Source organism: Klebsiella sp. JN_Kp127 (assembly GCF_040062505.1).
GTDB classification, from domain to species: domain Bacteria; phylum Pseudomonadota; class Gammaproteobacteria; order Enterobacterales; family Enterobacteriaceae; genus Klebsiella; species Klebsiella quasipneumoniae.
Genome location: NZ_JBEAHS010000049.1, coordinates 1 through 26,476, shown reverse-complemented (window position 1 = coordinate 26,476; position 26,476 = coordinate 1). Strand labels below are relative to the sequence as shown.

The window sequence follows — 26,476 nt, the reverse complement described above, 5'->3', positions numbered from 1 at the left end:
TATTATTGCCTGCGTTGTCTTCGCATGTTAATTAATCTGAAATAATTTGTAATTAAATTAAATCCCGTTACTTGTAAATTAACGTCATTATTATGCCAGCGCTTTTACAAAACTATAAGTGCTATACCCCACCAGCGTGGCAGCGATGATGGCCAGCAGGATGTACAGCGCCAGACGGCGTCCGCGGTAGATTCCAAACATATTTGACCTCGTTTAGTTTTGGTTTATTAATATTCTGTAATAGTTGGTTTGTGGAATTAACTTACCACATATTTTTTATTTTGCGAAAAATTTAGGCTTGTAATGGTTCACATTTTTATCGGCTTTTTCGCCACCTTTTATTGCATTGGCCAGGAATGATTTCAGGCTTTCCGACTCACGGAATTTATAAGGAAAATGTAATTTGACCAAGATGAATAACCCAAAGTTTACGACGCCCTCGGGCGACACCGCGCCACGGCAGGTCTGGCAGCAGACCGTTGACGCAGTGCTGGCGCAGACCAAAAGCCAGGCCGCTGGGTTAAGTTCCGCAGACGCCGCCGAGCGCCTGAATACCTGCGGGCCGAACGCGCTGCCGGAAAAGAAGGGAAAACCGGCCTGGCTGCGCTTTCTCGCCCACTTTAACGACGTACTGATTTATGTGCTGCTGGCCGCCGCGGCGCTCACCGCCATCATGGGTCACTGGGTCGATACCCTGGTGATCCTTGGCGTGACGGTGATTAACGCCCTGATCGGCCATATCCAGGAGAGCAACGCCGAAAAATCCCTGCAGGGGATCCGCAACATGCTCTCCAGCGATGCCCGCGTCCAGCGTAACGGCAAACATGAGACTATCCCGACGCGCGACCTGGTTCCGGGGGATATCGTTATCCTGCGCGCCGGCGACCGCGTGCCGGCGGACATGCGGCTGATTGAAACGCACAACCTGCGGGTGGAAGAGGCGATCCTCACCGGCGAGTCGACGGTGGTGGATAAAATCACCGACGCGCTGGAGGGCGACCTGCCGCTGGGCGACCGGGTGAACATGGTCTTCTCCGGGACCACCGTCAGCGCCGGCGGCGGCGTCGGCGTGGTGACCGCCACCGGCGCGCAGACCGAACTCGGCCATATCAACCAGATGATGGCGGGCATTGAGAAGCACCGCACCCCGCTGCTGGTGCAGATGGATAAGCTCGGCAAAGCGATTTTCGTCATTATCCTCGCCATGATGGTGGCGCTGTTTATTTTCAGCCTCGCGTTGCGGGACATCCCGATGGGCGAACTGCTGCTGTCGCTGATTAGCCTGGCGGTGGCTGCGGTACCGGAGGGGCTGCCGGCGATCATCTCGATTATTCTGTCGCTCGGCGTGCAGACGATGGCGCGCAAGCGGGCGATTATCCGTAAGCTGCCGACCGTGGAAACCCTCGGCGCCATGACCGTGGTCTGCTCGGATAAAACCGGCACCCTGACGATGAACGAAATGACCGTCAAGGCGATCATCACCGCCGACTGCTGCTACCGGGTGGAAGGCGACAGCTATGAGCCGCAGGGGCGGATCTTCCTTGAGGGGAGCGATGAGCCCGTGCAGGTTCAGCCGGGTACCGTGCTGGAGACCTGGCTGCGCACCATCGACCTGTGCAACGACAGCCAGCTTACCCAGGATGAGCGCGGCCTGTGGGGGATCACCGGCGGGCCAACCGAAGGGGCGCTGAAGGTGCTGGCGGCGAAAGCGCAGCTCCCGGCGGTGGAGGCCCGTCTGGTGGCCAAGATCCCCTTTGACTCGCAGTACAAATATATGTCCACGCTGCAGCACATCGATGGCGACGCCCGGGTGCTGATCACCGGTGCGCCGGACGTCATCTTCGCCATGTGCCGCGAGCAGATGACCCGCCAGGGCGCGGTGCCCTTCGAGGCGCAGTACTGGGAAGAGGAGATGGCGCGCTTCGCCCGTCAGGGGCTGCGCATGGTGGCGGCGGCCTGTAAACCGGCCAGCGTTGATGCCACCACGCTGAACCATGAGGACCTGCAGGAGGGACTGATTTTCCTCGGCATCGCCGGGATGATGGATCCCCCGCGTCCGGAAGCGATTGACGCTATCCACGCCTGCCAGACCGCCGGCATCCGCGTGAAGATGATCACCGGCGACCACCCGCAGACGGCGATGAGCATCGGCCAGATGCTGGGGATCACCAACAGCAGCCAGGCCATGACCGGCTACCAGCTGGAGCACATGGACGATGTGGCGCTGGCGAAGGCGGCGGTGGAGTACGACATCTTTGCCCGCACCAGCCCGGAGCATAAGCTGCGCCTGGTGAAAGCCCTGCAGGATAACGGCGAAGTGGTCGGCATGACCGGCGACGGCGTCAACGACGCGCCGGCGCTGCGCCAGGCCGACGTGGGTATCGCCATGGGCATCAAAGGCACCGAAGTCACCAAAGAGGCGGCTGACATGGTGCTGACCGATGATAACTTCGCCACCATCGCCAGCTCGGTGAAAGAGGGCCGTCGGGTCTATGACAACCTGAAGAAGACCATCCTCTTCATCATGCCGACCAACCTGGCGCAGGGGCTGCTGATCATCATCGCCCTGCTGGCGGGGAACATGATTCCGTTGACCCCGGTGCTGATCCTGTGGATGAACATGGCGACGTCGGCGACGCTCTCCTTCGGCCTGGCCTTTGAGGCCGCGGAGCGCAACGTGATGAACCGCCCGCCGCGTAAAACCGGCCAGCACGTGATGGATGGTTTCGCCGTGTGGCGGGTGGCTTTCGTCGGGTCGATGATTGCGATTGCCGCCTTTATCCTTGAGGCCTGGCTGGCGCCGCGCGGCCACAGTCCGGAGTTTATCCGCACCGTGCTGCTGCAGATGCTGGTGACGGCGCAGTGGGTCTACATGATCAACTGCCGCAGCAGCGACAGCTTCTCCCTGAGCATGGGCCTGCTGCGCAATAAAGGCATCTGGCTGGTGACCGGTGTCCTGCTGCTGATGCAGCTGGTGATTATCTATGTCCCGCTGATGCAGAGCATGTTTGGCACGGAAGCGCTGCCGCTGCGCTACTGGTTTGTCACCCTGGTCATCGGCATCGCCATGTTCCTGGTGGTGGAAGTCGAGAAGCGTCTGACGCGCCGGTTCCGCAAAACGGCCTGATCGATCTCGCGCGCCTGGCTGCAGGCGCGCGTTACTTTCGCAAGGATCCTCTATGATTAACACCTTTCGCTTTGCGCTGCTGGCCTGCGTCCTGGGCGGCAGCGCCCTGACGGCGACCGCCGCGCCGGCGGTGCCGGTCCGCGTCGCCACGGTAGAACGGGCTCCTCACGCTGAAGAACGCGCCATCCCCGGGCGGGTCGAGGCGATCCGCGCCGTCGACATTCGCGCGCGCACCGAAGGGGTGATTGTTCAGCGCCACTTCCAGGACGGGCAGTATGTGACCGAGGGCGACCTGCTGTTTACCCTCGACGACGCGCAGCCCCGCGCGGCGCTGGCCCTGGCGCAGGCCGAGCTGAAAAGCGCCGAAGCCTCGCTACGCCAGTCGCAGCAGCTGCTCACTCGCTATGAGCGGCTCATCAACAACCACTCCATCAGCCGCAACGACCTCGACACGGCCCGGATGCAGCGCGACGTCGCCGCCGCCGCTGTGCAGCAGGCGAAAGCCCGCGTCGAGGCTCAGCAGATTGTGCTCGGTTATACCCGGATTGCGGCGCCGGTGACCGGGCGGGTGGGCCACAGCGCCTTTCACGTCGGGACGCTGGTCAACCCGTCCAGCGGGGTGCTGGCGGACATCGTGCAGCTCGATCCGGTACGGGTGTCGTTTGCCCTCGACGAAGCCGCGTTTTTCAGCAAAACCGGCCAGCATGCCGACATCCACGCCCTGAAGCAGGCATGGCTGGCGCAAATTGACGTGGATGGCAAACGGCGCGACGGCGTGTTGACCTCCATCGATAACCGGATCGACGCCCGCACCGGCAGCGTGGCGGTGCGGGCGGAGTTTGCCAATCCGCAGCACCGTCTGCTGCCGGGCGGCAGCGTGACGATCCTGTTCCGTCCGCAAGCGCTGTCGTCGCGGGTGATGATCCCGGCTGCCGCCGTGCAGCAGGATCCGCAGGGCTTTTTCAGCTGGGTGCTGAAGTCGGACCACACCGCCGGGCAGCGTCGTCTGACCCTTGCGGGGCAACAGGGGCAGCAGTTTGCGGTCGAGAAAGGGCTGCAGGCGGGCGAGCAGGTGATCACTGACGGCGCGCAGCGGCTGCGCGAAGGCGCCGCGGTGCAGGTGCTGAACTAGCTAAGGAGAGGGGATGCTGACCTTTTTTATCCGTCGTCCGCGATTTGCGATGGTGATCGCGCTGCTGCTGACCTTTGTCGGCGCGGTATCGCTGAAGCTGATCCCGGTGGAGCAATACCCGGCGATCACGCCCCCGGTGGTGAACGTCACCGCCAGCTGGCCGGGCGCCAGCGCGTCAGACGTGGCGGAGGCCATCGCCGCCCCGCTGGAGACCCAGCTCAACGGCGTCGATCATATGCTGTATATGGAGTCCACCAGCTCGGACGAGGGGACGTACCGCCTGAGTATCACCTTCGCGGCAGGCACCGATGCCGATCTGGCGGCGATCGACGTGCAAAACCGGGTGGCGCAGGCGCTGGCGCAGCTTCCGGCGGAAGTGCAGCAGAATGGCGTCCAGGTGCGCAAGCGCGCCAGCAACCTGCTGATGGGGGTAAGCCTTTACTCGCCGCTGGGCACGCTGTCGCCGCTGTTTGTCAGCAATTACGCCAGCACCCAGGTGCGCGAGGCGCTGGCCCGCCTGCCCGGCGTCGGCGAGGTGCAGATGTTTGGCGCCCGGGATTACAGCATGCGCATCTGGCTGCGCCCGGACCGCATGAACGCCCTCAACATCACCACGGATGACGTTGCCCAGGCGCTGCGCGAGCAGAATGTGCAGGGGGCGGCGGGGCAGGTGGGCACCCCGCCGGTGTTCAACGGCCAGCAGCAGACGCTGACCATCAACGGACTGGGGCGTCTGAACGAGGCGGCCAGCTTTGGCGAGATTATCCTCCGCCGCGGCGCGCAGGGGCAGCTGGTGCGCCTCGCCGACGTGGCGACCATCGAGCTGGGCGCCCGCAGCTACAGCTCCGGCGCGCAGCTGAACGGTAAAGCGTCGGCCTATCTGGGGATCTATCCGACGCCTACCGCCAACGCCCTGCAGGTCGCCAGCGCGGTGCGCGCGGAGCTTAACCGCCTGCACACTCGCTTTCCGGCGGATCTCACCTGGGAGGTGAAGTTCGATACCACCCGCTTTGTGGCGGCGACGATCAAAGAGATCGGCGTTTCGCTGGCGCTGACCCTGCTGGCGGTGGTGGTGGTGGTGTCGCTGTTCCTGCAGAGCTGGCGGGCGACGCTGATCGTGGCCCTGGCGATCCCGGTGTCACTGATCGGCACCTTTGCGGTGCTCTATCTGCTGGGCTACAGCGCCAACACCCTCAGCCTGTTCGCGATTATTCTTGCCCTGACGATGGTGGTGGATGACGCCATTGTGGTGGTGGAGAATGTCGAAACCAAAATGGCGGAAGGACTGGATCGCCTGCAGGCCACCGCCCAGGCGCTGCGGCAGATCGCCGGGCCGGTGATCGCCACGACCCTGGTGCTGTTGGCGGTGTTTGTGCCGGTGGCGCTGCTCCCGGGGATCGTCGGCGAGCTGTATCGGCAGTTTGCCGTGACGCTCTCCACCGCGGTGGCCCTGTCGAGCCTGGTGGCGTTAACCCTGACCCCGGCCCTCTGCGCGCTGCTGCTGCGCCCGCGACCCGCCCGGCCGGCGGCAGTGTGGCGGGCGTTTAACCGTCTTCTCGACGGCACCCGCGACGGCTATGGCCGGCTGGTGGGGTGGATGAACCGCCGCCCGTGGCTGGCGCTGGCGGCGACGGTGGCGGCGGGCGCGCTGGTGGCGTTCAGCTTCACCTCAATGCCGAAAGGCTTCCTGCCGCAGGAAGATCAGGGCTACCTGTTTGCCAGTGTGCAGCTGCCGGAGGCGGCGTCGCTGGAGCGCACCGAAGCGGTGATGGCCCAGGCGCGCAAGCTGCTGACGGCTAACCCGGCGGTGGAGGATGTGATTCAGGTGTCCGGCTTTAACATTCTCAACGGCACCAGCGCCGCTAACGGCGGGTTTATCTCGGTGATGCTCAAGGACTGGCATCAGCGGCCGCCGCTGGATACGGTGATGGCGGATATTCAGCGCCAGCTGCTGTCGCTGCCGGAGGCGACGATCATGACCTTCGCGCCGCCGACCCTGCCGGGCCTGGGCAATGCCTCGGGGTTTGATCTGCGCATTCTGGCGCAGGCCGGTCAGTCGTCGGCAGAGCTGGAACAGGTGACGCGGGAGATCCTTCAGCTGGCGAACCAGCATCCGCAGCTGAGCCGGGTATTTACCACCTGGAGCAGCAACGTGCCGCAGCTGACCCTGACGGTCGACCGCGATCGGGCGGCGCTGCTGGATGTGCCGGTGGCGCAGATCTTCAGCAGCCTGCAGACGGCGTTCGGAGGCACGCGCGCCGGCGATTTCAGTCTTAACAACCGTGTCTATCATGTGGTGATGCAAAATGAGATGCAGTGGCGCGAGCGGGCTGAGCAGATTAGCGAGCTGTACGTCCGCAGCCGCGACGGCGAGCGGGTGCGGTTGAGCAATCTGGTCACCATTACGCCGACGGTGGGGGCGCCGTTTATTCAGCAGTACAACCAGTTCCCGTCCGTGTCGGTGAGCGGTTCAGCGGCCGAGGGGGTCAGCAGCCGCACGGCGATGGCGGCCATGGAGCAGATTTTGCAGGCCCATCTGCCGCCGGGGTATGACTACGCCTGGAGCGGGATCTCCTGGCAGGAGCAGCAGACCGGCAATCAGGCGGTGTGGATCGTGCTGGCGGCAGTGGCGATGGCGTGGCTGTTCCTGGTGGCGCAGTATGAAAGCTGGACGCTGCCGGCGAGCGTCATGCTCTCGGTGCTGTTCGCCATCGGCGGAGCGCTGGTCTGGCTGTGGACGGCGGGCTATGCCAACGATGTGTATGTCCAGATAGGGCTGGTGCTGCTGATCGCCCTGGCGGCGAAGAATGCGATTCTGATCGTTGAGTTCGCCCGCAGCCGGCGCGAGGAGGGGATGTCGATAGTCGACGCCGCGCGCGAGGGCGCCACCCGCCGCTTCCGCGCGGTGATGATGACCGCGGTGTCGTTTATTATCGGCATCATGCCGATGATGCTCGCCACCGGCGCCGGGGCGCAGAGCCGGCGGATCATCGGCACCACGGTGTTCAGCGGGATGCTGGTGGCGACGATGGTTGGCATCCTGTTTATTCCTTCGCTGTATGTGCTGTTTCAGCGTATGCGCGAGTGGGCGCATCGGCGGGGGTAAGCGCGGCGCCACAACGACTACCGGGCTCTCCCCTCTCCTCTGGGGGAGAGCCGGGGTCAGGGGGAATCGGCCCCGCTGCAAGCCCGTAGTTTTCAGGGGCCATACCATAGCGAGCAGACTTTGTAGGCCCGGTAAGCGCAGCGCCACCGGGCAAGGACATCGGGCACGGCGGCAATCCCTTGCCCGGCCTGTCGTTAATTTATTCACTCTCCTGGCTGGAATGGCCGCCCCCAAACGCGCCCGCTATTTCCTCTCCACCGTTATCATGGTCACGAACGGATGATACTGCCACGGCACGCTGCCGCCTTTGCGGTACATCTTCGACAGGGTGCCGTCGAGATAAAGCATCTGCCGCACCCCAAGCTTTGACTGCGCATAGCAGGCAAAATCATAGAAGTTGGTTTCCCGATCGCTGAGCATAAACACCACCCGGCCCTGCTTATCGATGCCAACGCCGTTGCGCAGTTTGCGGGAGCTGGCGGAGGGCTTCAGCCGCCAGTTGATAGCGCCATTTTCAATCAGCATCGGGCCGGACTGCACCGCATAGCGGATGGCGGGAGAGCGTTTAAACGCCGGCAGCGGCACGATTTTCGCCCGGCCGTTCTCCACCAGGAATACGCCGCCGGGGCGGATAAAGAAGTTCCCGCCGCCGGCGGAGCGGTTTACCGGCGTCAGGCGCTTGCCGTCTTCGATATACAGCCCCAGCGGCGCGTAGGCCTTATCGTAAATGCCGCCGTTCATCGCCATCTGCACCCGGCCATCGCCATCGATACCCGCCAGCAGCGAACGCAGGGAACCCCAGGCTTTGCCGTGCCGATCCTGCCAGTACATCGCAATGCGCTCTTTCTGCGCATCCACCCGATAGCTCTGCAGGGTCAGCGTCGGGTCGGTGAGGGTACAGGCGGCGCTGGCGAGGGTGGCCAGGGGCAGCAGCGCCAGGGGGAGCAGGCAGCGTAATAACATGGGCGGTCCTTTCTATGGTCTGCGCCGAGTATACCCGCCTCGCTGCCTTATGCCGCCCAAATCTCACAGTGTTTTTGCACCAGCCCGGAAAGCGAACCGCCGTTGGCGATAAACTCGCGCATCTGCTGCGCCTCGCTGTGCGGCGATTTCGCCTGGCGAACCACCGCCTCCAGCGCCGCCGTCGCCTTCAACTGATGGGCGAAAGGAGCCAGCCGGTCGGCGAGCTGCAGGATCTCCTGGCGGATGCTGCGCTGCTCCCCGCCGCGCACATCGGTGAGAGTCCCGTCCAGCCCGTAGCGACAGGCCTGATAGCGGTTAAAAGGGTACAGCAGATAATCGTCAGGCTGGTGCTTAAAAGGACGCTCCGTCAACAGCCAGCAGGCCAGGGTCTGAATAAAGCCGGCGATGTGGATCGCCTGGGCAAGGGTCAGGGGGGTGTCCATCACCCGCACCTCGACGGTCCCAAACTGCGGGCTGGGGCGAATATCCCAGTGCAGATCCTTCATGCTGTCGATCATGCTGGTGTAGCTCAGCTGGCGGAACAGGCGACGAAACCCCTGCCAGTCGGCCACCCACGGCATCGGGCCGTTGTCGGGATAAGAGGAGAAGCGGTTGAGGCGCGAACAGGCGAAGCGGCTGTCGGTGCTGTCGAACCACGGCGAGGCGGCGTTAAGGGCGATGAAATGCGGTACAAAGCGCGACAGGCCGTGCAGCAGATAGATGGCGTCGTCGCCGCTCTGGCAGCCGACGTGCACATGCTGGCCAAAGACCGTCGCCTGCTGCGCCAGATAGCCAAAATGCTCGACGGTTTTGACATAGCGCGGATTGTCGCTGATCTGCTGGCGCTGCCAGGCATGAAAAGGGTGCGAACCGCCGCCGCAGATCTGCAGATGATGATGCAGCGCCGCGCGCTGGACCGCCTGCTGGATGGCGCTGAGCTGGGCTTGCGCATGGCTGATGTCGCGACACACCCCGGTGGCGATCTCCAGCATGCTCTCGGTGATATCGTGCTTGGCTTCTCCCACGGTCAGTTCATGCTGGACGTCGGCAATCAGAGTCGAGGCATCCTGGCTGAGGTCGTAACCCGGCGGGTTCACCACCTGCAGCTCCAGTTCGATACCGAGGGTAAACGGATCGGAGCGGTGAAAATCGGCTAAAGGCATAGTCTCTCCCGGTCGATGTGTTCTCTGAAGTATAGAAGGGATTGTTCCCGGCGGAGAATACGCCGCGGCGGGGGAGGGGGAAGCATAAAAAAGTGACGCGACGTGATTATTTATATTTTGCGATATAGCGACTGGTGCAATTCTGCAACATATTTCCCGCTGGCGGTGCGGCAGAATAAGGTTGAATTATTTTCCCATAATTATCATGGTGATAATATAAGTCCTTCTTATTTTATCGGTCGGTTTCGGCCTATTTCCGCCCGCACCAGAGCTGGTACGCATTTTGCCTGTTAATCAGTGACACTTTATTTAACAGGGATCATGTGATGCACAAAACGACGTTATTTTCGCGTGCCGGTCGTCTCGCCGTGGCGGTGAGCGGCGCACTGGCCCTGGCGGGCGCCGCCTTACCTGCCAACGCCTCCACGCTGCGGATCGCCATGACCGCCGCGGATATTCCGTTGACCCTCGGCCAGCCGGATCAGGGCTATGAGGGCAACCGCTTTACCGGCATCCCGCTGTACGACGCGCTGGTGGAGTGGGATCTGTCGCAAGGGGAAAAGCCCAGCGGTCTGGTGCCGGGGCTGGCGACCGAGTGGCACATCGATCCGCAGAACACCCGCCGCTGGATTTTCACCCTGCGTCCGGGGGTGAAATTTCATGATGGGAGCGAGGTGAACGCCGACGCCATCGTCTGGAACGTGGATAAGGTGCTCAATAAAGCAGCGCCACAGTACGCCCCGGGTCAGATCGGCAACACCCTGTCGCGGATGCCGACCCTCGCCGGCGCGGAGAAAATTGACGATCACACCGTGGCGCTGACCACCTCGGAACCGGACGCGCTGCTGCCGTACAACATCACCAACCTGTTTATTGTCTCGCCCACGGCGTGGCAGAAGCAGTATGACGCGGTGCCGGCCAGCGCGGGCGATAGCGCCGCGCGCAGCAAACAGGCGTGGACCGCCTTCGCCGCCCATGCGGTGGGCAGCGGCCCGTTCAAACTGGAGAAGCTGGTGCCGCGTCAGCAGCTGATCCTCGCGAAAAACCCCGACTACTGGAATAAAGATCGCATTCCCCGGGTGGATAAGGTGGTGCTGATCCCCTTGCCGGAGGCTAACGCCCGCACCGCGGCGCTGCTGTCGAAGCAGGTGGACTGGATTGAAGCCCCGGCGCCAGACGCCATCGATCAGATCAAGTCTCAGGGTTTTCACCTCTACGCCAACACCCAGCCGCACCTGTGGCCCTGGCAGTTCTCCTTTGAAAAAGGATCCCCGTGGCAGGACATTCGGGTGCGCAAAGCGGCCAACCTGTGTCTGAACCGCGCCGAGCTGAAGAGCTACCTCGGCGGCTATATGACCGAGGCCACCGGGGTCTACGAGGCCGACAGCCCGTGGCATGGCAAACCCACCTTCCAGATCAAATATGACCCGGACGCCGCCCGTCAGCTGATGACCGAGGCCGGATACAGCGCCGGCAAGCCGCTGCACGTCACGGTGGCGACCTCGGCTTCCGGCTCCGGGCAGATGCAGCCCTTGCCGATGAACGAGTATATCCAGCAGAGCCTGAAGAGCTGCTTCTTCAATGTGGATATCAAAGTGGTGGAATGGAACACCCTGTTCACCAACTGGCGTCTGGGCGCCCGGGATCCCTCGGCAAAAGGGATCGACGCGATCAACGTCAGCGCCGCGGTCAACGATCCCTATTTTGGCCTGATCCGCTTCTCCACCGCCAAAGCGTTTCCGCCGGTGGCGACCAACTGGGGCTACTTCTCCACCCCGGAGACGGAAAAACTGGCCGCCGCCGTCAAGCACGCCTTTACCCCGGAAGCGATGAATAAAGCCGCCGGCGAGCTGCACGCCGCGCTGGTGGATCAGGTGCCGTTCCTGTTTGTCGCCCACGACGTCGGGCCGCGCGCGATTTCGCCCGCGGTGACCGGGGTGGTGCAACCGCAGAGCTGGTTTATCGACCTCAGTCTGGTGAGCAAAAAAGAGTAATCGCGAAAGGGGCGACCGATGATCAATACGCTGCTATACCGCATTCTGCTGGCTATCCCCACCATGCTTGGGGTGGCGGTGATCTGTTTCATGCTGGTGCAGATAGCGCCTGGCGACCCGCTGGTGTCGGTAATGCCGCCGGACGCCTCGGAGGCGCTGCGCCAGACGTTGATGCAGGCCTACGGCTTTGATAAGCCGCTGCCCCTGCAGTTTATCCACTGGCTGTGGCGGGCGCTGCACGGCGACCTCGGTATGTCGGTCGCCACCGGCCGCCCGGTGATAGACGAGGTGATGACCGCGGTAAGCTACTCCCTGCGCCTGGCGCTGCTGGCGACGGCGATCGGTTTCGTCCTCGGCAGTCTGTTCGGCTTTGTCGCCGGCTATTTTCGCAACAGCGTCATTGACCGTCTGGCCTCGGTGTTGTCGGTGTTTGGCGTCAGCGTGCCGCACTACTGGCTGGGGATGCTGCTGGTGATCCTCTGCAGCGTCAAGTTCGCGCTGCTGCCGGCCACCGGCGGCGGGCCGATAGGCGAGGTGGGCTGGCAATGGGACTGGGCGCACCTGCAGTTCATGCTGCTGCCGGCCATCACGCTGTCGGTGATCCCGACCGGGATTATCGCCCGCACCGTGCGCTCGCAGGTCGCCGATATCCTCAGCCAGGAGTTCATCGTTGGCCTGCGCGCTCGCGGGCTCAACGAGTCGCGCATCTTTGTCCACGTAATGAAAAATGCCGCGCCAACCGCGCTGGCGGTGATGGGGCTGCAGGTGGGCTATCTGATGGGCGGCTCGATCCTCGTGGAGACCGTCTTCTCCTGGCCGGGAACCGGACTGCTGCTCAACACCGCCATTTTTCAGCGCGACCTGCCCCTGCTGCAGGGCACCATCTGGGTGCTGGCGCTGTTTTTCGTATTGCTTAACCTGTTGGTGGATATTCTTCAGACCACCCTCGACCCGCGCATTAAGAGGAGCTGACCATGGTGGATACGGCAACGACGAAAGCGGTCCCGGCCGCGCCGGCCAACGCTTCCCGGCAAGGTTACTGGCGCGGCGTGCTGCGCCGCTTGCTGCGCGATCCGGGCGGGGTATTCGTCGGCGCGATCATTCTCGTTCTGCTGGCCCTGGCGCTGTTCGGGCCGTGGCTTATCGTCAAAGACCCCTATCAAACGTCGATGTTCCTGCGCCTGAAGCCCATCGGCAGCGACGGCTTCCCGCTGGGCTCTGATGAGCTGGGGCGCGACATGCTGTCGCGACTGATCCTCGGCACCCGGCTGTCGCTGTTTATGGGGATTGTCCCGGTGGTGTTCGCCTTTTTTATCGGCGGCGCCATCGGGATCATCGCTGGCTACATGGGCGGCAAAATCAATACCCTGATCATGCGCACCGTGGATGTGTTCTATGCCTTTCCCTCGGTTCTGCTGGCGATTGCGCTGTCGGGGGCGCTGGGGGCGGGCATCGGCAATGCGCTGCTGTCGCTGACCCTGGTGTTTGTCCCGCAGGTGGCGCGGATTGCCGAGAGCGTGACCGCCCAGGTACGGCATATGGACTATATCGATGCCGCCCGGGCCACCGGCGCCAGCGCGTTGACCATTATCCGCGTCCAGGTGCTGGGTAACGTGCTCGGGCCGATCTTCGTCTTCTCCACCGGGCTGATTTCGGTGTGCATGATCCTCGCCTCCGGCCTGTCGTTTCTCGGCCTCGGCGTGCGGCCGCCGGAGCCAGAGTGGGGGCTGATGCTCAATACGCTGCGCACGGCAATCTATACCCAGCCGTGGGTGGCCGCCCTGCCGGGCCTGATGATTTTTATCACCTCCATTTCGTTCAATATCCTCGCGGACCGCCTGCGTGCGGCAATGGCGATTAAGGAGTAAGCGATGCAACCCTTTACCAATATCGACCTCGGCGGGCCGGCGCAGCCGCTGCTGAAGGTCAATCACCTGCTGAAGTACTTCCGCGGCGGCAAAGGCCGGGAGGTGGTCCAGGCGGTGGACGATATCACCTTCACGGTGATGAAAGGCGAAACCCTGGGGGTGGTCGGCGAGTCGGGCTGCGGCAAATCGACCACCGCCCGGCTGCTGATGCAGCTGCTCACCCAGGACAGCGGCGAACTGATCTTCGACGGGCTGGGGGTCGGCTCGTCGCGCCTGCCGCTGAAAGCCTACCGTCGCCAGGTGCAGATGGTTTTCCAGGACAGCTATGCCTCGCTCAATCCGCGCCTGACCATGGAGGAGAGCATCGCCTTCGGCCAGCGGGTCCACGGCGTCAGCGCCAGAGAGGCCAGCGAATACGCCCGCTATCTGCTGGCGCACGTTGGCCTTGAGCCGGCGCGCTTTGCCGACCGCTATCCCCATGCGCTCTCCGGCGGCCAGCGGCAGCGGGTGAATATCGCCCGCGCGCTGGCGATGAAGCCGCGGCTGGTGATTCTTGATGAAGCGGTGTCGGCGCTGGATAAATCGGTGGAAGCTCAGGTGCTGCAGCTGCTGCAGGAGCTGAAGCGGACCCTCGAGCTGACCTATGTGTTTATCAGCCACGATCTGCACGTGGTGCGCTGGCTGTCGGATCGGATCCTCGTCATGTACCTTGGCGAAGTGGTGGAGATCGGCCCGGCGGAGCAGCTGTTTACCGCCTCCGCCCATCCCTATACCCGGGCGCTGTTAAGCTCGATGCCCTCCATGGATCCGCAAAACCGCACCCTGACCTCGCCGCTGAGCGGCGATCCCCCCAGCCCCATCGCGCCGCCGAGCGGCTGCCGCTTTCACACCCGCTGCCCGCACGCGAAGGCGGTCTGCGCCGAGGTGAAACCGCGGCTGGAGGCGGTCGGGGAGGGGCACCAGAGCGCCTGCCTGATGGCGCAGCCGGCCTCGCCCTGGCATCAGAGCATCCCTCTTAAGGAGGTCAGCCATGTCGCATAACGCCTTTGTCCATGTGCGCGACCTGCGGGTCGTCTTTCGCCGCGACGGACAGACCATCAACGCGGTCAACGGGGTCTCCTTTGACGTACAAAAGGGGGAGGTGATGGCGTTGATTGGCGAGTCGGGTTCCGGCAAGAGCGTGACCCTGCGGGCGCTGATGCGCCTGCACCCGCCGGGGAGCAGTGAGCTCTCCGGCACCCTGCGGGTGGGGGACGACGCGGTGCTGACGATGAACGCCAGCCAGCTGCGGCGCTATCGCGGCGGGCGCTGCGCGATGATTTTTCAGGAGCCGCTGCTGGCCTTCGATCCGGTCTACACCGTCGGGCAGCAGATTATAGAAGGGCTGCGCCGCCACGAAGGGCTGTCGCGCCAGGCGGCCCGGGACAGGGCGCTGGAGGCCCTGCGCCAGGTGCGCATTCCCAGCCCCGAACGGCGGCTGGAGGCTTACCCGCACGAGATGTCCGGCGGGATGCGCCAGCGGGCGATGATCGCCCTTGCGCTCTCCTGTAACCCGCAGCTGCTGCTGGCGGATGAGCCAACCACCGCCCTCGACGCCACGGTGCAAATCCAGATCCTGATCCTGCTGCGCGAGCAGCAAAAGCAGCGCGGGCTGTCGATCGTGTTTGTGACCCACGATATCGGCGCCGCGGTGGAGATTGCCGACCGGGTGGCGGTGATGTACGCCGGGCGGATCGTCGAGGAGGCCGCCATGAGCGAGATCCTGCGCCACCCGCGCCATCCTTATACCCGGGTGCTGCTGGGCAGCCGGCCGAAAGAGGGGCTCAAGAAAGGCGATGCCCTGCACTGCATTCCCGGCGCGCCGCCGGATCTGGCGCGCTTGCCCCCCGGCTGCGCCTTTGCCGAGCGCTGCCCGCACCGTCGCCCGGTCTGCGAGCAGAGCCTGCCGCCGACGGAGGCTGCAGCGGAGCGCCACACGGTGAGTTGCCACCGCTGGCGCGAGCTGGCGATTGACGCCCACGCGCAGGCCCTGGCCGTCTGACCGACGGCAACACACTCTACAGATGAAGGCCAGGCGCTGATGCCTTATTTCCCACCGCCGGTTGCGCTGGCGGCGACCTTGATGTCAGGAGACCACCATGAGCAGTGATGTACTTTTTACCCCCGCCACCGACACCACCCGCTGGCGCATCAATGGCGACCGCCTGTGGGCGTCGTTAATGGACCTTGCTCAGATCGGCGCCACGCCGAAGGGCGGCTGCCGCCGTCTGACCCTCACCGACCTCGACCGCCAGGGGCGGGACCGGGTGATTAGCTGGGCGCGGGAGGCCGGGCTGAGCGTCACCATCGATAAAATCGGCAATGTGTTTATGCGCCGGGAAGGGCGCAACCCCAGCCTGCCGCCCATCGTCTCCGGCAGCCATATCGACACCCAGCCCTCCGGCGGCAAATTTGACGGCAACTTCGGCGTGCTGGCGGCGCTGGAGGTGGTGCGCACGCTCAACGATCGGCAGATTGCCACCGAGGCGCCGATTGAGGTGGTGTTCTGGACCAACGAAGAGGGGTCGCGCTTCGTGCCGGTGATGATGGGCTCCGGGGTCTTTGCCGGGGTCTTCCCGCTGGAGGAGACCTGGGCCGTCACGGATAAAGAGGGCGTCAGCGTCGGCGAGGCGCTGGCGCAGATCGGCTATATCGGCGAGCAGACCCCGGGAGAGCATCCCATCGGCGCCTATTTTGAGGCGCACATTGAGCAGGGACCGATTCTCGAAGATGAAGCGAAAACCATCGGTATCGTGCAGGGCGTGCTGGGGATCCGCTGGTACGACTGCGTGGTGACCGGCCAGGCGTCGCACGCCGGACCCACGCCGATGCGCCTGCGTCAGGATGCCCTGCAGGTGGCGACCCGCATTATGCAGGAGGTGGTCGCCATTGCCGGGCGCAGCGAAGAGGGACGCGGCACCGTCGGCAGCGTGCAGGTGTGGCCCAACAGTCGCAACGTGGTGCCCGGGGAGGTCACCTTCTCCATTGATATGCGCAATCTCAGCGATGCGCTGGTGGATGAAATGGATCGCCAGCTGCGGGCGTTTATCACGGAGGTTGAGCGGGAGAGCGGTCTGCAGGTGGCCCTGAAGCAGGTGAGCCACTATCCGGCGGCGCCGTTCGATGGCGAATGCCAGCAGGCCATTGCCGATGCCGCGCAGCGGCTGGGCTATCCGGCGCGGCCGATTGTCTCCGGCGCCGGGCATGACGCCGTGTATATGAGCTACCTGGCGCCGACCGGGATGATTTTTATTCCCTGCAAGGACGGGATCAGCCATAACGAAATGGAGTATGCCTCGCCGGAGCACGTCGCCGCCGGGGCCAACGTGCTGCTGCAGGTGATGCTCCAGTACGCCCGGCCGGTGTAGGCGCTCCTCCTCCCCGGCGACGCGTCAGGTCAGGCGCGGCTCCCGCTCCCTGCGCCAACCCGCTGGCGGCCAAATTTGCGCGAGCCCACCACGCACAGCACCACCCCGAGGGTGACCGCCAGCATCAAGGGGCTGACGGTTTCGTGCAACAGCGCCGCCGACAGGCCAAGCCCAAAGAACGGCTGCAATAGCTGGAGCTGGCCGACGGCGGCGATCCCGCCCGCGGCCAGCCCTTTGTACCAGAAGATAAAACCAATCAGCATGCTGAAGAGCGACACATAGCCCAGCGCGGCCCAGGAGGAGGTCGTTATGGCGCGCCAGGAGGCGGGCTGAACCATCAGCGAGGCGGGGAGCATCAACGGCAGGGCAATGAGCAGCGCCCAGCAGATCACCTGCCAGCCGCCGAGCTCCCGGGTCAGCTTTGCCCCTTCCGCATAGCCGAGGCCGCAGGCGATCACCGCCGCCAGCATCAGCAGATCGCCGCTGAGCGACGCCGCCGCACTTTGCGTCAGGGCGAATCCCATCACCAGCAGGCTGCCCAGCAGCGAAAAGATCCAGAAAGCCCGCCGCGGACGTTCGCCGCCGCGCAGTACGCCGAAGAGGGCGGTCATCAGCGGCAGCAGGCCAATAAACACAATCGAATGCGCCGAAGTGATGCGCTGCAGGGCCAGCGCCGTGAGCAGGGGAAAGCCGATCACCACCCCGGATGAGACGATGATCAGGGGCACAAGCTGCGCCAGGCGCGGGCGTTTCTGACGAAAGCCGACCAGCAGCGCGACGGCAAGCAGCCCGGCGATGGAGGCGCGCAGAAAGGTCAATAACAACGGATCCATATCCTGCACCGCCAGCCGCGTCGCGGGCAGCGAACCGCTGAAAATGATCACCCCCAGTAAACCATGAATCCATCCGGACCAGGGGCCGGGCGCCGATTTATCCAGTGTTGAATCTACCACGTTAACCTCGCGTTATCTGATTGGGCTGCGCCCGCTTGAGCATCGTCAGCGGCGATGGTAATGTGGCTAATCTGATACAATCAAATTATTGTCATAGATACATTTCACGATGAAAGCCCGATACAAAGCCGTTGTCGACCGATACGCGCAGGCGATCCGCAGCGGGCAGCTGCCCGCCGGCAGCCGTCTGCCGACGCACCGTACCCTGGCCGCCGAGGAACGCCTCTCGCTGGCCACCGCCACGCGCGTCTACCGTGAACTGGAGGAGATGGGGCTGGTCAGTGGCGAAACCGGGCGCGGCACCTTCGTGCGGGACCTCTCGCTGCCGCCGGGGCATGGGGTCGACCAGCAGGCGGTGGCCGCCGACGTCGTGGATCTTAACTTCAACTACCCTTCGCTGCCGGCGCAGGGCGATGCGCTGCGCGAGGCGCTCAGGCAGCTGGCGATGGCGGGCGATATTGACTCGCATCTGCGCTATCAGCCTCACGCCGGGCGGCTCGCCGAGCGGGAAATCATCGCCCGCCATTTGACCTGCCGGCACTTTGCGCCGGACGCGGAAAATGTCCTGATCGTCAACGGCGCGCAGCACGGGCTGGCGGTGACCGTTATGGGGCTGTTACGTCCGGGAGATGTGGTGGCGGTGGATGCGCTGACCTATTCGGGCTTCAAGGTGCTGGCGGCGCTCTATCATCTGGAGCTGGCGGCGATCCCCTGTCGGGCCGAAGGGCCGGACCTGCAGGCGCTTCACACGCTGTGCCAGCAGCGGCGGGTGCGGGCGGTGTATACCATGCCGACGCTGCACAATCCGCTGGGCTGGGTGCTCAACGCCGGGCAGCGGCAGGCGCTGGCCGACCTCGCGCGCCAGCACGATTTGCTGATTATCGAAGATGCCGCCTACGCCCGGCTGGTGAGCCGCCCGCCGCCGCCGGTGGTCAGCTATGCGCCGGAAAGAACGGTGTATGTCACCGGATTTTCGAAAAATATCGCCACCGGACTGCGCGTGGGGGTGGTGATTTCTCCGCCGCGCTATCGGCCGGAGATTGAGCGCGCCATCCGGGCCACGACGTGGAATACGCCGACGCTGATAAGCTCGCTGATCTGCGCCTGGATTGAAGATGGCACGGTGGCCCGCTTTGAAACGCAGAAACGCCAGGATGCGCGACAGCGGCAGCAGGTGGCCCGCGAGGTGCTCTGCGGCCTTCCCGTCGTGAGTCATCCCGATTCGTACTTCGTCTGGCTGCCGCTGGGCGAAGAGAGCCGGGCCGACCGGCTGGCGAATGCGCTGATGGAACGCCGTATTTCGGTGTCGACCGCCGAGCCGTTCTGCGTCTCCGCCACGATCCCACAGGCGCTGCGCATCGCGCTCGGTTCGGTGCCTTTCGACAGCCTGCGCCCGGCGCTGCTCAACGTGCGCGATGCCGTCGAGTATGAGCAATCCCGCTAACCCATCTGCTCCAGCTGGCCGCGCAGGACTTCCACCCCCCGGGCGATGGCGTCGGGGTTAATGGCGTGGAATCCCATGCGAAAGTAGTTATCCGGCGGCGCGGCGTTGAGAAAATGGCGCGCCCCGGGCTCAATCAGCACGCCGGCGTGGGCGGCGCGCCAGGTAAGCTGTTGGGTGTTGATCTGCGCCGGGGTCTGCAGCCAGAAGGCGTTAGCGTGTTCGCTCCCCGCCAGCGCGCGGCACGACGGCAGGTAGCGCTGCAGGGCGGCGTGCAGGCGCTCCCAGCGCTGGGCGGAGTCGTAATGGTAGCGCCGCAGATGGGTTTCATAATGGCCCTGGGCGAGGAAGTGGGCCATCTGGTACTGAATGTTGGTCGGCGGATGGCGATAGACCAGCCGGCGCAGGGCGCGCGCCTCGTCGATCAGGTCCGGGTCGGCGACCATAAACCCCAGCCGCAGCCCCGGCGACAGCGCCTTTGACAGGCTGCTGACATACACCACCCGGCCGCTGCGATCGCTGGCCTTCAGCGCCGGCAGCGGGTTTTGGGTAAAGTTACTCTCCGAGTCATAATCATCTTCAATGATCACCGCGTCATGGCGAGCGGCATGCTCCAGCAGCTGGCGGCGGCGCGCGCTGCTCATCGCCACTCCGGTGGGCACCTGGTGGCCGGGGGTGACATAGTAGTAATCGCAGGGACGCTCATTAAGCACGATCCCCTCTTCATCCACCGGGTGCGGCGCTACCTCGGCGTCGGCGAGCAGAAAGGTGTTGATGGCTTCGCGAAAGCAGGGGTTTTCGACGCCAATGCGGGTGGTGGAAGAGAGCAGCAGCCGTGTCAGCAGGTAGAGGGCGTTTTGCGAGCCCAGGGTGATGAGAATTTCGTCCGGGGCGGCGACAATGCCGCGCTTGGGCAGCACCCGGGTGCGGATCTGCTCGATGAGCATCGGCACATCCTGGTCAATATGGTCGACCACCCACGCCGGATCGCGCACCCCGCCGTGCAGCCAGTTGGCCGCCGAGCGCCAGGTAGCCAGCGGGAACTGTCGGGTATCGGGCTGGCCGTAGATAAACGGGTAGCGGTAGTGCATCCAGCCCGCCGGTTTGAGGATCGACTCCTGCTGGCTGGGGGTCATTTGCAGCCGGTCGCCCCAGCGTGGTGCAGCCGCTTCGCGCTGCGGTGCACTCTCGACCGCGGGAGGCGAAGCGTCGTGATAGTCGGGATGCAGGTAGTAACCGCTTCGCGGACGGCTTATCAGATAGCCCTCGTTGACCAGGCTTTCGAACACCAGGGCGGTGGTATTGCGCGAGACGTGCAGCTGGCTGGCCAGCTGGCGGCAGGAGGGCAGCGGGGTGTCGGCGGCGAAGATCCCGCTGAGAATGGCATTCACCAGCGTCTCTCGCACCTGCTCCTGCAAACCGCGGCCAGGCTCAAAATCAACGTGTAACAGGTGACGGATCATACGGGGCTCCTCTGGCAATAACGCATCGCGACCACCCCATAAGCTCAGCAAATTCCATACCACCCTTCCGCCATCTGACACAGCGATGCGGCCCATCTGGCTCTATACGGAATTGCAAAACGCTCCCACATTAAAAACGCATTCAGCCGCCGCGGACCGGAACCTCCCGGCCTCTATTTTGCATAAACCTTTTCGCGTTCTGGAATGAACCCGTCTGGCAAATCCATCAGGGGTGAAATAATGAAAAAATCATTGGCATCAATGTGTCTGAGCGCTGTATTAACGGTTGCTTTTTCTTATCACGCCGTCGCGGCCGATCTGCCGGAAATAGAAAAATCCGGCACCCTGAAAGTGGCGACGGAAGATGATTATGCGCCATTTAACTTTATGAATAATGGTCAGGCCGATGGCTTTAACAAAGATATGCTTGAGGAGTTACGTAAATACGCCAAATTTCATGTCGACCAGAGCATATTACCGTGGACCGGATTATTAGCGGCCGTCTCCACCGGACAATACGATATGGCCTTGACCGGGGCGGTTATTACCGATGAGCGGCTGAAGGTCTTTGATTTCACCCCGCCGTGGGCCTCCGCGCAGCACTATTTCGTCAAACGCGCTGGCGATACCTCGCTAAACACCATTGCCGATCTCAGCGGCAAAAAAGTGGGCGTGCAGGCGGGCAGCGCGCTGCTGGCGCGTTTGCCGGAGCTGAAGGCGATGCTGGAGAAGACCGGCGGCAAGCTGGGGCCGGTGGTGGAGTACCCCTCCTATCCGGAAGCCTACGCCGACCTGGCGAATAAGCGGCTGGATTACGTGATTAACGTGGTGATCTCGGTAAACGACCTGGCGAAAGCCAAACCGAAGGTCTTCGCCAAAGGGCTGGCCGTCTCCGGACCGGGCTATATGGCGTGGCCGATCCCGAAAAACTCGCCGCAGCTGCTGGCCTATATGACCAAGTTTATGAACCACATGAAGGAGACCGGCAAGCTCGCCGAGCTGCAGAAAAAGTGGTTTGGCGAAACCTATGACAACCTGCCCACCGAGGCGATCACCAGCCCGGAACAGTTTCATAAGCTTGCCGGTCTGTAATGTTCCGCGGCGGGCGACCGCCGCCTGTTGCTGAGAAGGAGGGCCTCATGGATGCAATTTCCTGGCAGTTATTAATCGAAGGCGCATGGACGACCCTCTGGATTTCGGCCATCGCTATCGCCTTCGGGGTGGTGGCGGGGCTGCTGATCGCCCTGGTGCGGATGCTACGCCTGCCGGTTATCGACCAGCTGCTGGTGGTCTATATCAGCCTGGCCCGCGCGACGCCGCTGGTGACGCTGGTGCTGTTTCTGTTCCTTTCCCTGCCCACGATGGGCATTAACCTCGACAAGAACGTGGCCGCCATCGTGGCGCTGACGCTTAACACCTCGGCGTTTAACGCTGAGATCTGGCGCAACGCCTTCCGCACCTTTCCGCGCGAACAGCGGGAGGCGGCGGAATCGGTGGGAATGCGCCGCTGGACCTACTTCCGCTACATCATGCTGCCGCAGATGTGGATCGAGAGCCTGCCGGCGCTGGTCAATGAGATGTCGTTTTTGATCAAAGGTAGCCCGGCGATCGCCGTGATCGGCGTGGTGGATCTCACCCGGGTGACCAACCGTATCTCCTCGGTCACCTACGAGCCGCTGTCGCCGATCCTCGCCGCCGGCCTGCTGTATGTGGCGATCATCGGCTGTTTATTGAAGCTGCAGGGGATTGCGGAACGGAAAGCCAGGCGCCTGGCGCGCTAGCAACGGGAGGTATTATGAATCAGTGGGGCGTTATCTGGTCGGTACGCGATAGCTTTATTGCCGGGTTATTCGCGACCCTCGAACTGTTTATTACCGCCGCCCTCGCGGCCCTTATTATCGGTATTGCGCTGTGTTATTTTAGCGAATATCAAAAGAAAGTCCTTAACCGGGTTATCATTGGTTTCGTCAGCCTGATGCGCGCGATCCCTTTTTTGATCCTCGCCTATCTGCTGTATTACGGACTGCCGCAGCTCGGTATTAGCATGGAGCCGTGGACCGCCGGTTTACTGGCCCTGATTATTTATCATGGCGCCTATTTCTTTGAAATATTGCGCAGCCAGCGGCGGGTATTTTCCGGCGGGTATATTGAAGCCGCCATTGCTCAGGGCTTTTCTCGCTATGCCATTTTTCGGCGGATTATTTTACCCAATATCGTCTCTTCCGCCTTACCGCTGATCGGCAATCAGCTGATTATCTGCCTGAAGGACACCGCTTTCCTGAGCATTATTACCGTTCAGGAGATCACCGCCGCCGCCAACAGCGTCCAGGCGACCTATTTTATTCCGTTTAACGCCTTTATCGTCGCCATTGGGCTTTACTGGGCGATCAGCATTCTGCTGGAGCTGCTGATTAAGCGCCTGACCGCCTGGGGAGCCAAAAGAGGAATGAGCCATGCCTGAGTCTATTGCCGTAAGCGTCAAAAACGTCTCCAAGCAGTTCGATAATGTGGAAGTCCTGCGGGATATTAACCTGACGGTGGAGAAGGGGACCGTGGTGAGTATTCTCGGCTCGTCCGGGTCGGGAAAATCCACCCTGCTGCGCTGTATGAACTGGCTGGAACAGCCGGACCGCGGCGAAATTCATATCAGCGGTCAGCGGCTGGGGATTGATGAGCAGCGCGGCCGGGCGATGTCGCACCGCCAGCTGGCGAAAATTCGCGAACGGGTTGGGATGGTCTTTCAGAGTTTTAACCTGTGGCCGCACCTGACCGTGCAGCAGAACGTCAGCGAGGCGCTGCTGCGCGTTAAGGGCATGAAACGAGACGAGGCGCAGGCCATGGCCATGCAGCAGCTGGAGAAAGTCGGCATGGCGCACAAAGCCGATGTCTACCCGATCACCCTCTCCGGCGGGCAGAAGCAGCGGGTGGCGATCGCCCGTTCGCTGGCGATGTCGCCGGAAGTTATCCTCTTTGACGAACCGACCTCGGCGCTGGATCCGGAGCTGGTGAACGAGGTGTTAGGGGTGATGAAAGCCCTTGCCGCCGAGGGCTACACCATGGTGGTGGTGACCCACGAGATGGATTTTGCCCGCCAGGTGTCCAATGAGGTGGTGTTTCTGGAGAAGGGACTGCTGATTGAGAAGGCGCCGCCGGAGAAGTTTTTCACGCAACCTGACTCCGAACGCGTCAGGCAGTTTCTGCAAAGCAGCCGCTAGACCGGCCTGTGCCCCTGCCGGCAGCGCCGGCAGGGGGAGCGTCGGGTTTCGCTTAATCCCGGTCGATGGCGAACGGCTGCCACGCCTGGCGCACCGGCATCACCTCCACCCGGTTAATGTTCATATGCGCCGGCAGCGTGGCGATATAAAACATCTGCTCGGCGATATCGCGCGCGCTCAGCGGCGTGGTGCCGCGATAGAGCTTATCCGATGCCGCCTGGTCGCCCTTAGTGCGCACCAGGGTAAATTCGGTCTCGGCAATCCCCGGCGCCAGATCGGTGACCCGCACGCCGGTGCCAAGCAGATCGCAGCGTAAGTTATAGCTGAACTGTTTTACAAAGGCCTTGCTGGCGCCATAGACATGGCTGCCGGGATAGGGCCACTGCCCGGCGATCGAGCCGATATTGATAATGCTCGCCCCGGCGCCATGGCGGATCAGCGTCGGCAGCAGGGCGTGGGTCATCGTCACCAGACCGGTGACGTTGGTGTCGATCATCGTTTTCCAGTCCTCCAGCGCCACCTCCTGCGCCGGCAGCGGCGACAGCGCCAGCCCGGCGTTGTTGATCAGGGTGGTGATATCGGCGAAATCGGCGGGCAGCGACGCCACCGCCGCAGCCACCGCCTCGCTGTCGCGAACGTCAAGCTCAATAATATGCACCGGCACCTGGGCGGCGAGTCTGTCCTGCAAGGCCTTCAGTCGCGGATAGCGGCGCCCGCTCAACACCAGCGACCAGCCCGCGTCGGCAAACACCTGCGCTGCCGCTTCGCCAAAACCCGAGGTCGCCCCGGTGATAAACACTACGTTGCTCGTTGCCATCTCATTCTCCTGTGCGGTTGTCCCTTCACTATAAAAACGCCGGACGGCAAGGCACAGGGCCAGACGACGGGCGGGGATGTGACACCGTGTCACATCGTTTTGCGCACACTGGCTCTATCCGATTTGCGCGGCCGCGGCCAATGATGAAGTCAACCACTACGACATGAGAGAGGGCAGGGTATGAAGCTGGCAATTCACAACGAGGTCGCGGTAAGCAATGACGAAGTTCGGCAATTGGATCGCGCCTATGTGTTTCATTCATGGTCGATGCAGGGCAATCTCAACCCGCTGGTCATCGCCGGGGCGCAAGGCTGCGAGCTATGGGATTATGAGGGGAACACCTGGCTCGACTTCAGCAGCCAGCTGGTGAACGTCAACATTGGTTATCAGCATCCCCGGGTGCTGGCGGCCATGAAGGCGCAGCTGGAGACCCTGGTCACCATCGCGCCCGCTACCGCCAACCTTGCCCGCGGCGAAGCGGCGAAGCGCATCGTCGACCTGGCGCCGGCGGGCTTCAGCAAGGTGTTTTTCACCAACGCCGGGGCGGATGCCAATGAGAACGCGATTCGCATGGCGCGGCTCTATACCGGGCGCGACAAGGTGCTCTCGGCCTATCGCTCCTACCATGGCAACACCGGCAGCGCGATCGCCGCCACCGGCGACTGGCGCCGGGTGCCGAATGAGTTCTCCCGCGGCCATGTGCATTTCTTCAATCCTTACCTTTACCGCAGCGAGTTCAACGCCGCGACCGAGGAGGAGGAGTGCCAGCGCGCGCTGGCCCATCTGCGGCGGATCATTGAATGCGAGGGGCCGACGGCTATCGCGGCGATCCTGCTGGAGTCCATCCCCGGCACCGCCGGGATCCTCGTGCCGCCGGCAGGCTATATGCAGGGCGTGCGCGCTCTGGCCGACGAGTTTGGCATCGTGCTGATCCTCGATGAGGTGATGGCCGGCTTTGGTCGTACCGGCAGCTGGTTCGCCTTCGAACAGGATGGCGTGGTGCCGGATCTGGTGACCTTTGCCAAGGGGGTTAACGCCGGCTACGTGCCGGCGGGCGGGGTGCTGATTAGCGAACCGATTGCCCGCTATTTTGACGATCACCTCTTTGCCGGGGGGCTGACCTACTCCGGCCATCCGCTGGCGATGGCGGCGATTGTCGCCACCATCGACGCGATGAAAGAGGAGAAGGTGGTTGAGAACGCGGCCTATATCGGCAACGAGGTGCTGCGCCCCGGTCTCGAGGCGCTGGCGGAGAAGCACGCCATTATCGGCGAGGTGCGCGGTCGCGGCCTGTTCCAGGCACTGGAGCTGGTGAGCAGCCGTGAACAAAAAACGCCGTTGACCGCCGCCGACATGGCCGCGATCAAAGGGGCCCTGACCGAAGCCGGGCTGCTGGCCTTTGTGGTGGAGAACCGCATTCATGTGGTACCGCCGTGCACCATTACTGCTGAGCAGGTGGCGCAGGGGCTGGGGATTTTTGATGCGGTCTTCGCCCGCTTTGCCAGCCTGGCGAAGTAGGGGAGGGTAGCGGAAGCGACCGCCGGACGGTTCCCTCTCCCTCCGGGAGAGGGCCAGGGTGAGGGGAAGGGCTGCCGTGTGGTTTTTTATGTTATCTGTGGCTTCAGCGTAGTTTGCGCTCCCGGCTAATCGTCTGCGTTATGTCAATTCCGGGCAGATTGCGCTCCCGGTTAATTTTCTGCGTTATGTCTCTTACGGCGGAGGGAGCGCACAGGGGGCGGCCAGTCGCCGCCGCCCCCTGTACCCCCGGGCTGCCGGGAACGTCTCAGCGATTTTGAGGCCGCCAGCACCGGCAGTTTCAGCAACAAT

The 26,476-nt window shown here is 63.1% G+C and carries 20 protein-coding genes; 15 read left to right on the top strand and 5 right to left on the bottom strand.

The genetic code is table 11. From position 1 onward, the window contains the following. Positions 1 to 403 precede the first annotated feature (403 nt). Genes ABLV04_RS18625 through ABLV04_RS18615 form a run of 3 tightly spaced genes read left to right on the top strand, consistent with a single transcriptional unit; the run spans position 404 to position 7,365 of the window. A complete protein-coding gene (locus ABLV04_RS18625) occupies positions 404 to 3,127 on the top strand; it encodes a cation-transporting P-type ATPase (RefSeq protein ID WP_187142935.1) in 2,724 nt (907 codons plus the stop codon). A gap of 52 nt (positions 3,128 to 3,179) precedes the next feature. Beyond that, the gene (locus ABLV04_RS18620) at positions 3,180 to 4,259 is read left to right on the top strand and encodes an efflux RND transporter periplasmic adaptor subunit (RefSeq protein ID WP_147733672.1); all 1,080 of its coding nucleotides are present in this window, start codon (positions 3,180 to 3,182) and stop codon (positions 4,257 to 4,259) included. A 13-nt stretch (positions 4,260 to 4,272) separates the two neighbouring features. Further along, entirely contained in the window at positions 4,273 to 7,365 is a 3,093-nt protein-coding gene (locus tag ABLV04_RS18615; protein ID WP_147733673.1) for an efflux RND transporter permease subunit, read from the top strand. Positions 7,366 to 7,608: 243 nt separating this feature from the next. Here the strand turns inward: ABLV04_RS18615 and ABLV04_RS18610 are convergent, their stop codons facing one another. Both ABLV04_RS18610 and ABLV04_RS18605 read right to left on the bottom strand, forming a co-directional pair. Beyond that, a complete protein-coding gene (locus ABLV04_RS18610) occupies positions 7,609 to 8,328 on the bottom strand; it encodes a phosphodiester glycosidase family protein (RefSeq protein WP_065882582.1) in 720 nt (239 codons plus the stop codon). Positions 8,329 to 8,375: 47 nt separating this feature from the next. After that, positions 8,376 to 9,491 carry a YbdK family carboxylate-amine ligase gene (locus ABLV04_RS18605; protein WP_048296974.1) on the bottom strand — a complete coding sequence of 372 codons (1,116 nt, stop codon included), beginning with the start codon at positions 9,489 to 9,491 and terminating at the stop codon, positions 8,376 to 8,378. Between the two features lie 326 nt (positions 9,492 to 9,817). Here ABLV04_RS18605 and ABLV04_RS18600 point away from each other — a divergent pair, with 326 nt between their 5' ends. The 6 genes from ABLV04_RS18600 to ABLV04_RS18575 all read left to right on the top strand — a co-directional run bounded on the left by ABLV04_RS18600 (position 9,818) and on the right by ABLV04_RS18575 (position 16,760). Next, a complete protein-coding gene (locus ABLV04_RS18600; protein ID WP_023288739.1) occupies positions 9,818 to 11,485 on the top strand; it encodes an ABC transporter substrate-binding protein in 1,668 nt (555 codons plus the stop codon). An 18-nt stretch (positions 11,486 to 11,503) separates the two neighbouring features. After that, positions 11,504 to 12,457 (top strand): ABC transporter permease, encoded by a 954-nt coding sequence (locus ABLV04_RS18595; protein WP_023288740.1) that lies wholly within the window; start codon positions 11,504 to 11,506, stop codon positions 12,455 to 12,457. A gap of 2 nt (positions 12,458 to 12,459) precedes the next feature. Then, entirely contained in the window at positions 12,460 to 13,353 is an 894-nt protein-coding gene (locus ABLV04_RS18590; RefSeq protein ID WP_023288741.1) for an ABC transporter permease, read from the top strand. A gap of 3 nt (positions 13,354 to 13,356) precedes the next feature. Continuing rightward, positions 13,357 to 14,394, top strand: a complete 1,038-nt coding sequence (locus tag ABLV04_RS18585; protein ID WP_102004676.1) for an ABC transporter ATP-binding protein — start codon at positions 13,357 to 13,359, stop codon at positions 14,392 to 14,394. Further along, on the top strand, positions 14,384 to 15,394 hold the full coding sequence (locus ABLV04_RS18580) for an ABC transporter ATP-binding protein (protein ID WP_044521499.1): 1,011 nt from the start codon (positions 14,384 to 14,386) through the stop codon (positions 15,392 to 15,394). Before ABLV04_RS18585 ends, ABLV04_RS18580 begins: the two co-directional genes overlap by 11 nt. A 97-nt stretch (positions 15,395 to 15,491) precedes the next feature. Beyond that, positions 15,492 to 16,760 (top strand): Zn-dependent hydrolase, encoded by a 1,269-nt coding sequence (locus tag ABLV04_RS18575; RefSeq protein ID WP_065804681.1) that lies wholly within the window; start codon positions 15,492 to 15,494, stop codon positions 16,758 to 16,760. A 29-nt stretch (positions 16,761 to 16,789) separates the two neighbouring features. Here the strand turns inward: ABLV04_RS18575 and ABLV04_RS18570 are convergent, their stop codons facing one another. After that, positions 16,790 to 17,698, bottom strand: a complete 909-nt coding sequence (locus tag ABLV04_RS18570) for a DMT family transporter (RefSeq protein ID WP_102004680.1) — start codon at positions 17,696 to 17,698, stop codon at positions 16,790 to 16,792. A gap of 124 nt (positions 17,699 to 17,822) precedes the next feature. On the opposite strand from ABLV04_RS18570, the gene ABLV04_RS18565 reads away from it, so the two are divergent. Further along, a complete protein-coding gene (locus tag ABLV04_RS18565) occupies positions 17,823 to 19,157 on the top strand; it encodes a PLP-dependent aminotransferase family protein (RefSeq protein WP_065882579.1) in 1,335 nt (444 codons plus the stop codon). Here ABLV04_RS18565 and ABLV04_RS18560 read toward each other — a convergent pair. Beyond that, positions 19,154 to 20,617 carry a PLP-dependent aminotransferase family protein gene (locus tag ABLV04_RS18560; RefSeq protein ID WP_087824416.1) on the bottom strand — a complete coding sequence of 488 codons (1,464 nt, stop codon included), beginning with the start codon at positions 20,615 to 20,617 and terminating at the stop codon, positions 19,154 to 19,156. The two genes, ABLV04_RS18565 and ABLV04_RS18560, sit on opposite strands and share 4 nt — an antisense overlap. Positions 20,618 to 20,857: 240 nt before the next feature. Between ABLV04_RS18560 and ABLV04_RS18555 the strand changes: the two genes are divergently transcribed. From ABLV04_RS18555 to ABLV04_RS18540, 4 genes are read left to right on the top strand one after another with little or no spacing between them, the layout of a single operon-like run. Further along, complete coding sequence (locus ABLV04_RS18555; RefSeq protein WP_022631237.1) at positions 20,858 to 21,709, top strand: transporter substrate-binding domain-containing protein; 852 nt, start codon at positions 20,858 to 20,860, stop codon at positions 21,707 to 21,709. A gap of 47 nt (positions 21,710 to 21,756) precedes the next feature. After that, positions 21,757 to 22,398, top strand: a complete 642-nt coding sequence (locus tag ABLV04_RS18550; protein ID WP_002893187.1) for an amino acid ABC transporter permease — start codon at positions 21,757 to 21,759, stop codon at positions 22,396 to 22,398. Positions 22,399 to 22,412: 14 nt separating this feature from the next. After that, positions 22,413 to 23,078 (top strand): ABC transporter permease subunit, encoded by a 666-nt coding sequence (locus ABLV04_RS18545; RefSeq protein ID WP_048296980.1) that lies wholly within the window; start codon positions 22,413 to 22,415, stop codon positions 23,076 to 23,078. Next, the gene (locus ABLV04_RS18540) at positions 23,071 to 23,832 is read left to right on the top strand and encodes an amino acid ABC transporter ATP-binding protein (RefSeq protein WP_241515618.1); all 762 of its coding nucleotides are present in this window, start codon (positions 23,071 to 23,073) and stop codon (positions 23,830 to 23,832) included. Before ABLV04_RS18545 ends, ABLV04_RS18540 begins: the two co-directional genes overlap by 8 nt. Before the next feature lie 52 nt (positions 23,833 to 23,884). Here the strand turns inward: ABLV04_RS18540 and ABLV04_RS18535 are convergent, their stop codons facing one another. Beyond that, complete coding sequence (locus ABLV04_RS18535) at positions 23,885 to 24,649, bottom strand: SDR family NAD(P)-dependent oxidoreductase (protein ID WP_023288749.1); 765 nt, start codon at positions 24,647 to 24,649, stop codon at positions 23,885 to 23,887. Positions 24,650 to 24,829: 180 nt separating this feature from the next. Here ABLV04_RS18535 and ABLV04_RS18530 point away from each other — a divergent pair, with 180 nt between their 5' ends. Beyond that, positions 24,830 to 26,167, top strand: a complete 1,338-nt coding sequence (locus ABLV04_RS18530; RefSeq protein ID WP_348816031.1) for an aspartate aminotransferase family protein — start codon at positions 24,830 to 24,832, stop codon at positions 26,165 to 26,167. Positions 26,168 to 26,476: the final 309 nt, after the last annotated feature.

Excerpts from the sequence above, each read along its gene's own strand:
- ABLV04_RS18610 (WP_065882582.1), bottom strand. The coding sequence starts at position 8,328 with ATGTTATTACGCTGCCTGCTCCCCCTGGCGCTGCTGCCCCTGGCCACC.
- ABLV04_RS18545 (WP_048296980.1), top strand. The coding sequence starts at position 22,413 with ATGAATCAGTGGGGCGTTATCTGGTCGGTACGCGATAGCTTTATTGCC.
- ABLV04_RS18595 (WP_023288740.1), top strand. The coding sequence starts at position 11,504 with ATGATCAATACGCTGCTATACCGCATTCTGCTGGCTATCCCCACCATG.
- ABLV04_RS18560 (WP_087824416.1), bottom strand. The coding sequence starts at position 20,617 with ATGATCCGTCACCTGTTACACGTTGATTTTGAGCCTGGCCGCGGTTTG.
- ABLV04_RS18530 (WP_348816031.1), top strand. The coding sequence starts at position 24,830 with ATGAAGCTGGCAATTCACAACGAGGTCGCGGTAAGCAATGACGAAGTT.
- ABLV04_RS18590 (WP_023288741.1), top strand. The coding sequence starts at position 12,460 with ATGGTGGATACGGCAACGACGAAAGCGGTCCCGGCCGCGCCGGCCAAC.
- ABLV04_RS18550 (WP_002893187.1), top strand. The coding sequence starts at position 21,757 with ATGGATGCAATTTCCTGGCAGTTATTAATCGAAGGCGCATGGACGACC.
- ABLV04_RS18535 (WP_023288749.1), bottom strand. The coding sequence starts at position 24,649 with ATGGCAACGAGCAACGTAGTGTTTATCACCGGGGCGACCTCGGGTTTT.
- ABLV04_RS18555 (WP_022631237.1), top strand. The coding sequence starts at position 20,858 with ATGAAAAAATCATTGGCATCAATGTGTCTGAGCGCTGTATTAACGGTT.
- ABLV04_RS18540 (WP_241515618.1), top strand. The coding sequence starts at position 23,071 with ATGCCTGAGTCTATTGCCGTAAGCGTCAAAAACGTCTCCAAGCAGTTC.
- ABLV04_RS18565 (WP_065882579.1), top strand. The coding sequence starts at position 17,823 with ATGAAAGCCCGATACAAAGCCGTTGTCGACCGATACGCGCAGGCGATC.
- ABLV04_RS18620 (WP_147733672.1), top strand. The coding sequence starts at position 3,180 with ATGATTAACACCTTTCGCTTTGCGCTGCTGGCCTGCGTCCTGGGCGGC.
- ABLV04_RS18605 (WP_048296974.1), bottom strand. The coding sequence starts at position 9,491 with ATGCCTTTAGCCGATTTTCACCGCTCCGATCCGTTTACCCTCGGTATC.
- ABLV04_RS18575 (WP_065804681.1), top strand. The coding sequence starts at position 15,492 with ATGAGCAGTGATGTACTTTTTACCCCCGCCACCGACACCACCCGCTGG.
- ABLV04_RS18600 (WP_023288739.1), top strand. The coding sequence starts at position 9,818 with ATGCACAAAACGACGTTATTTTCGCGTGCCGGTCGTCTCGCCGTGGCG.
- ABLV04_RS18585 (WP_102004676.1), top strand. The coding sequence starts at position 13,357 with ATGCAACCCTTTACCAATATCGACCTCGGCGGGCCGGCGCAGCCGCTG.
- ABLV04_RS18615 (WP_147733673.1), top strand. The coding sequence starts at position 4,273 with ATGCTGACCTTTTTTATCCGTCGTCCGCGATTTGCGATGGTGATCGCG.
- ABLV04_RS18580 (WP_044521499.1), top strand. The coding sequence starts at position 14,384 with ATGTCGCATAACGCCTTTGTCCATGTGCGCGACCTGCGGGTCGTCTTT.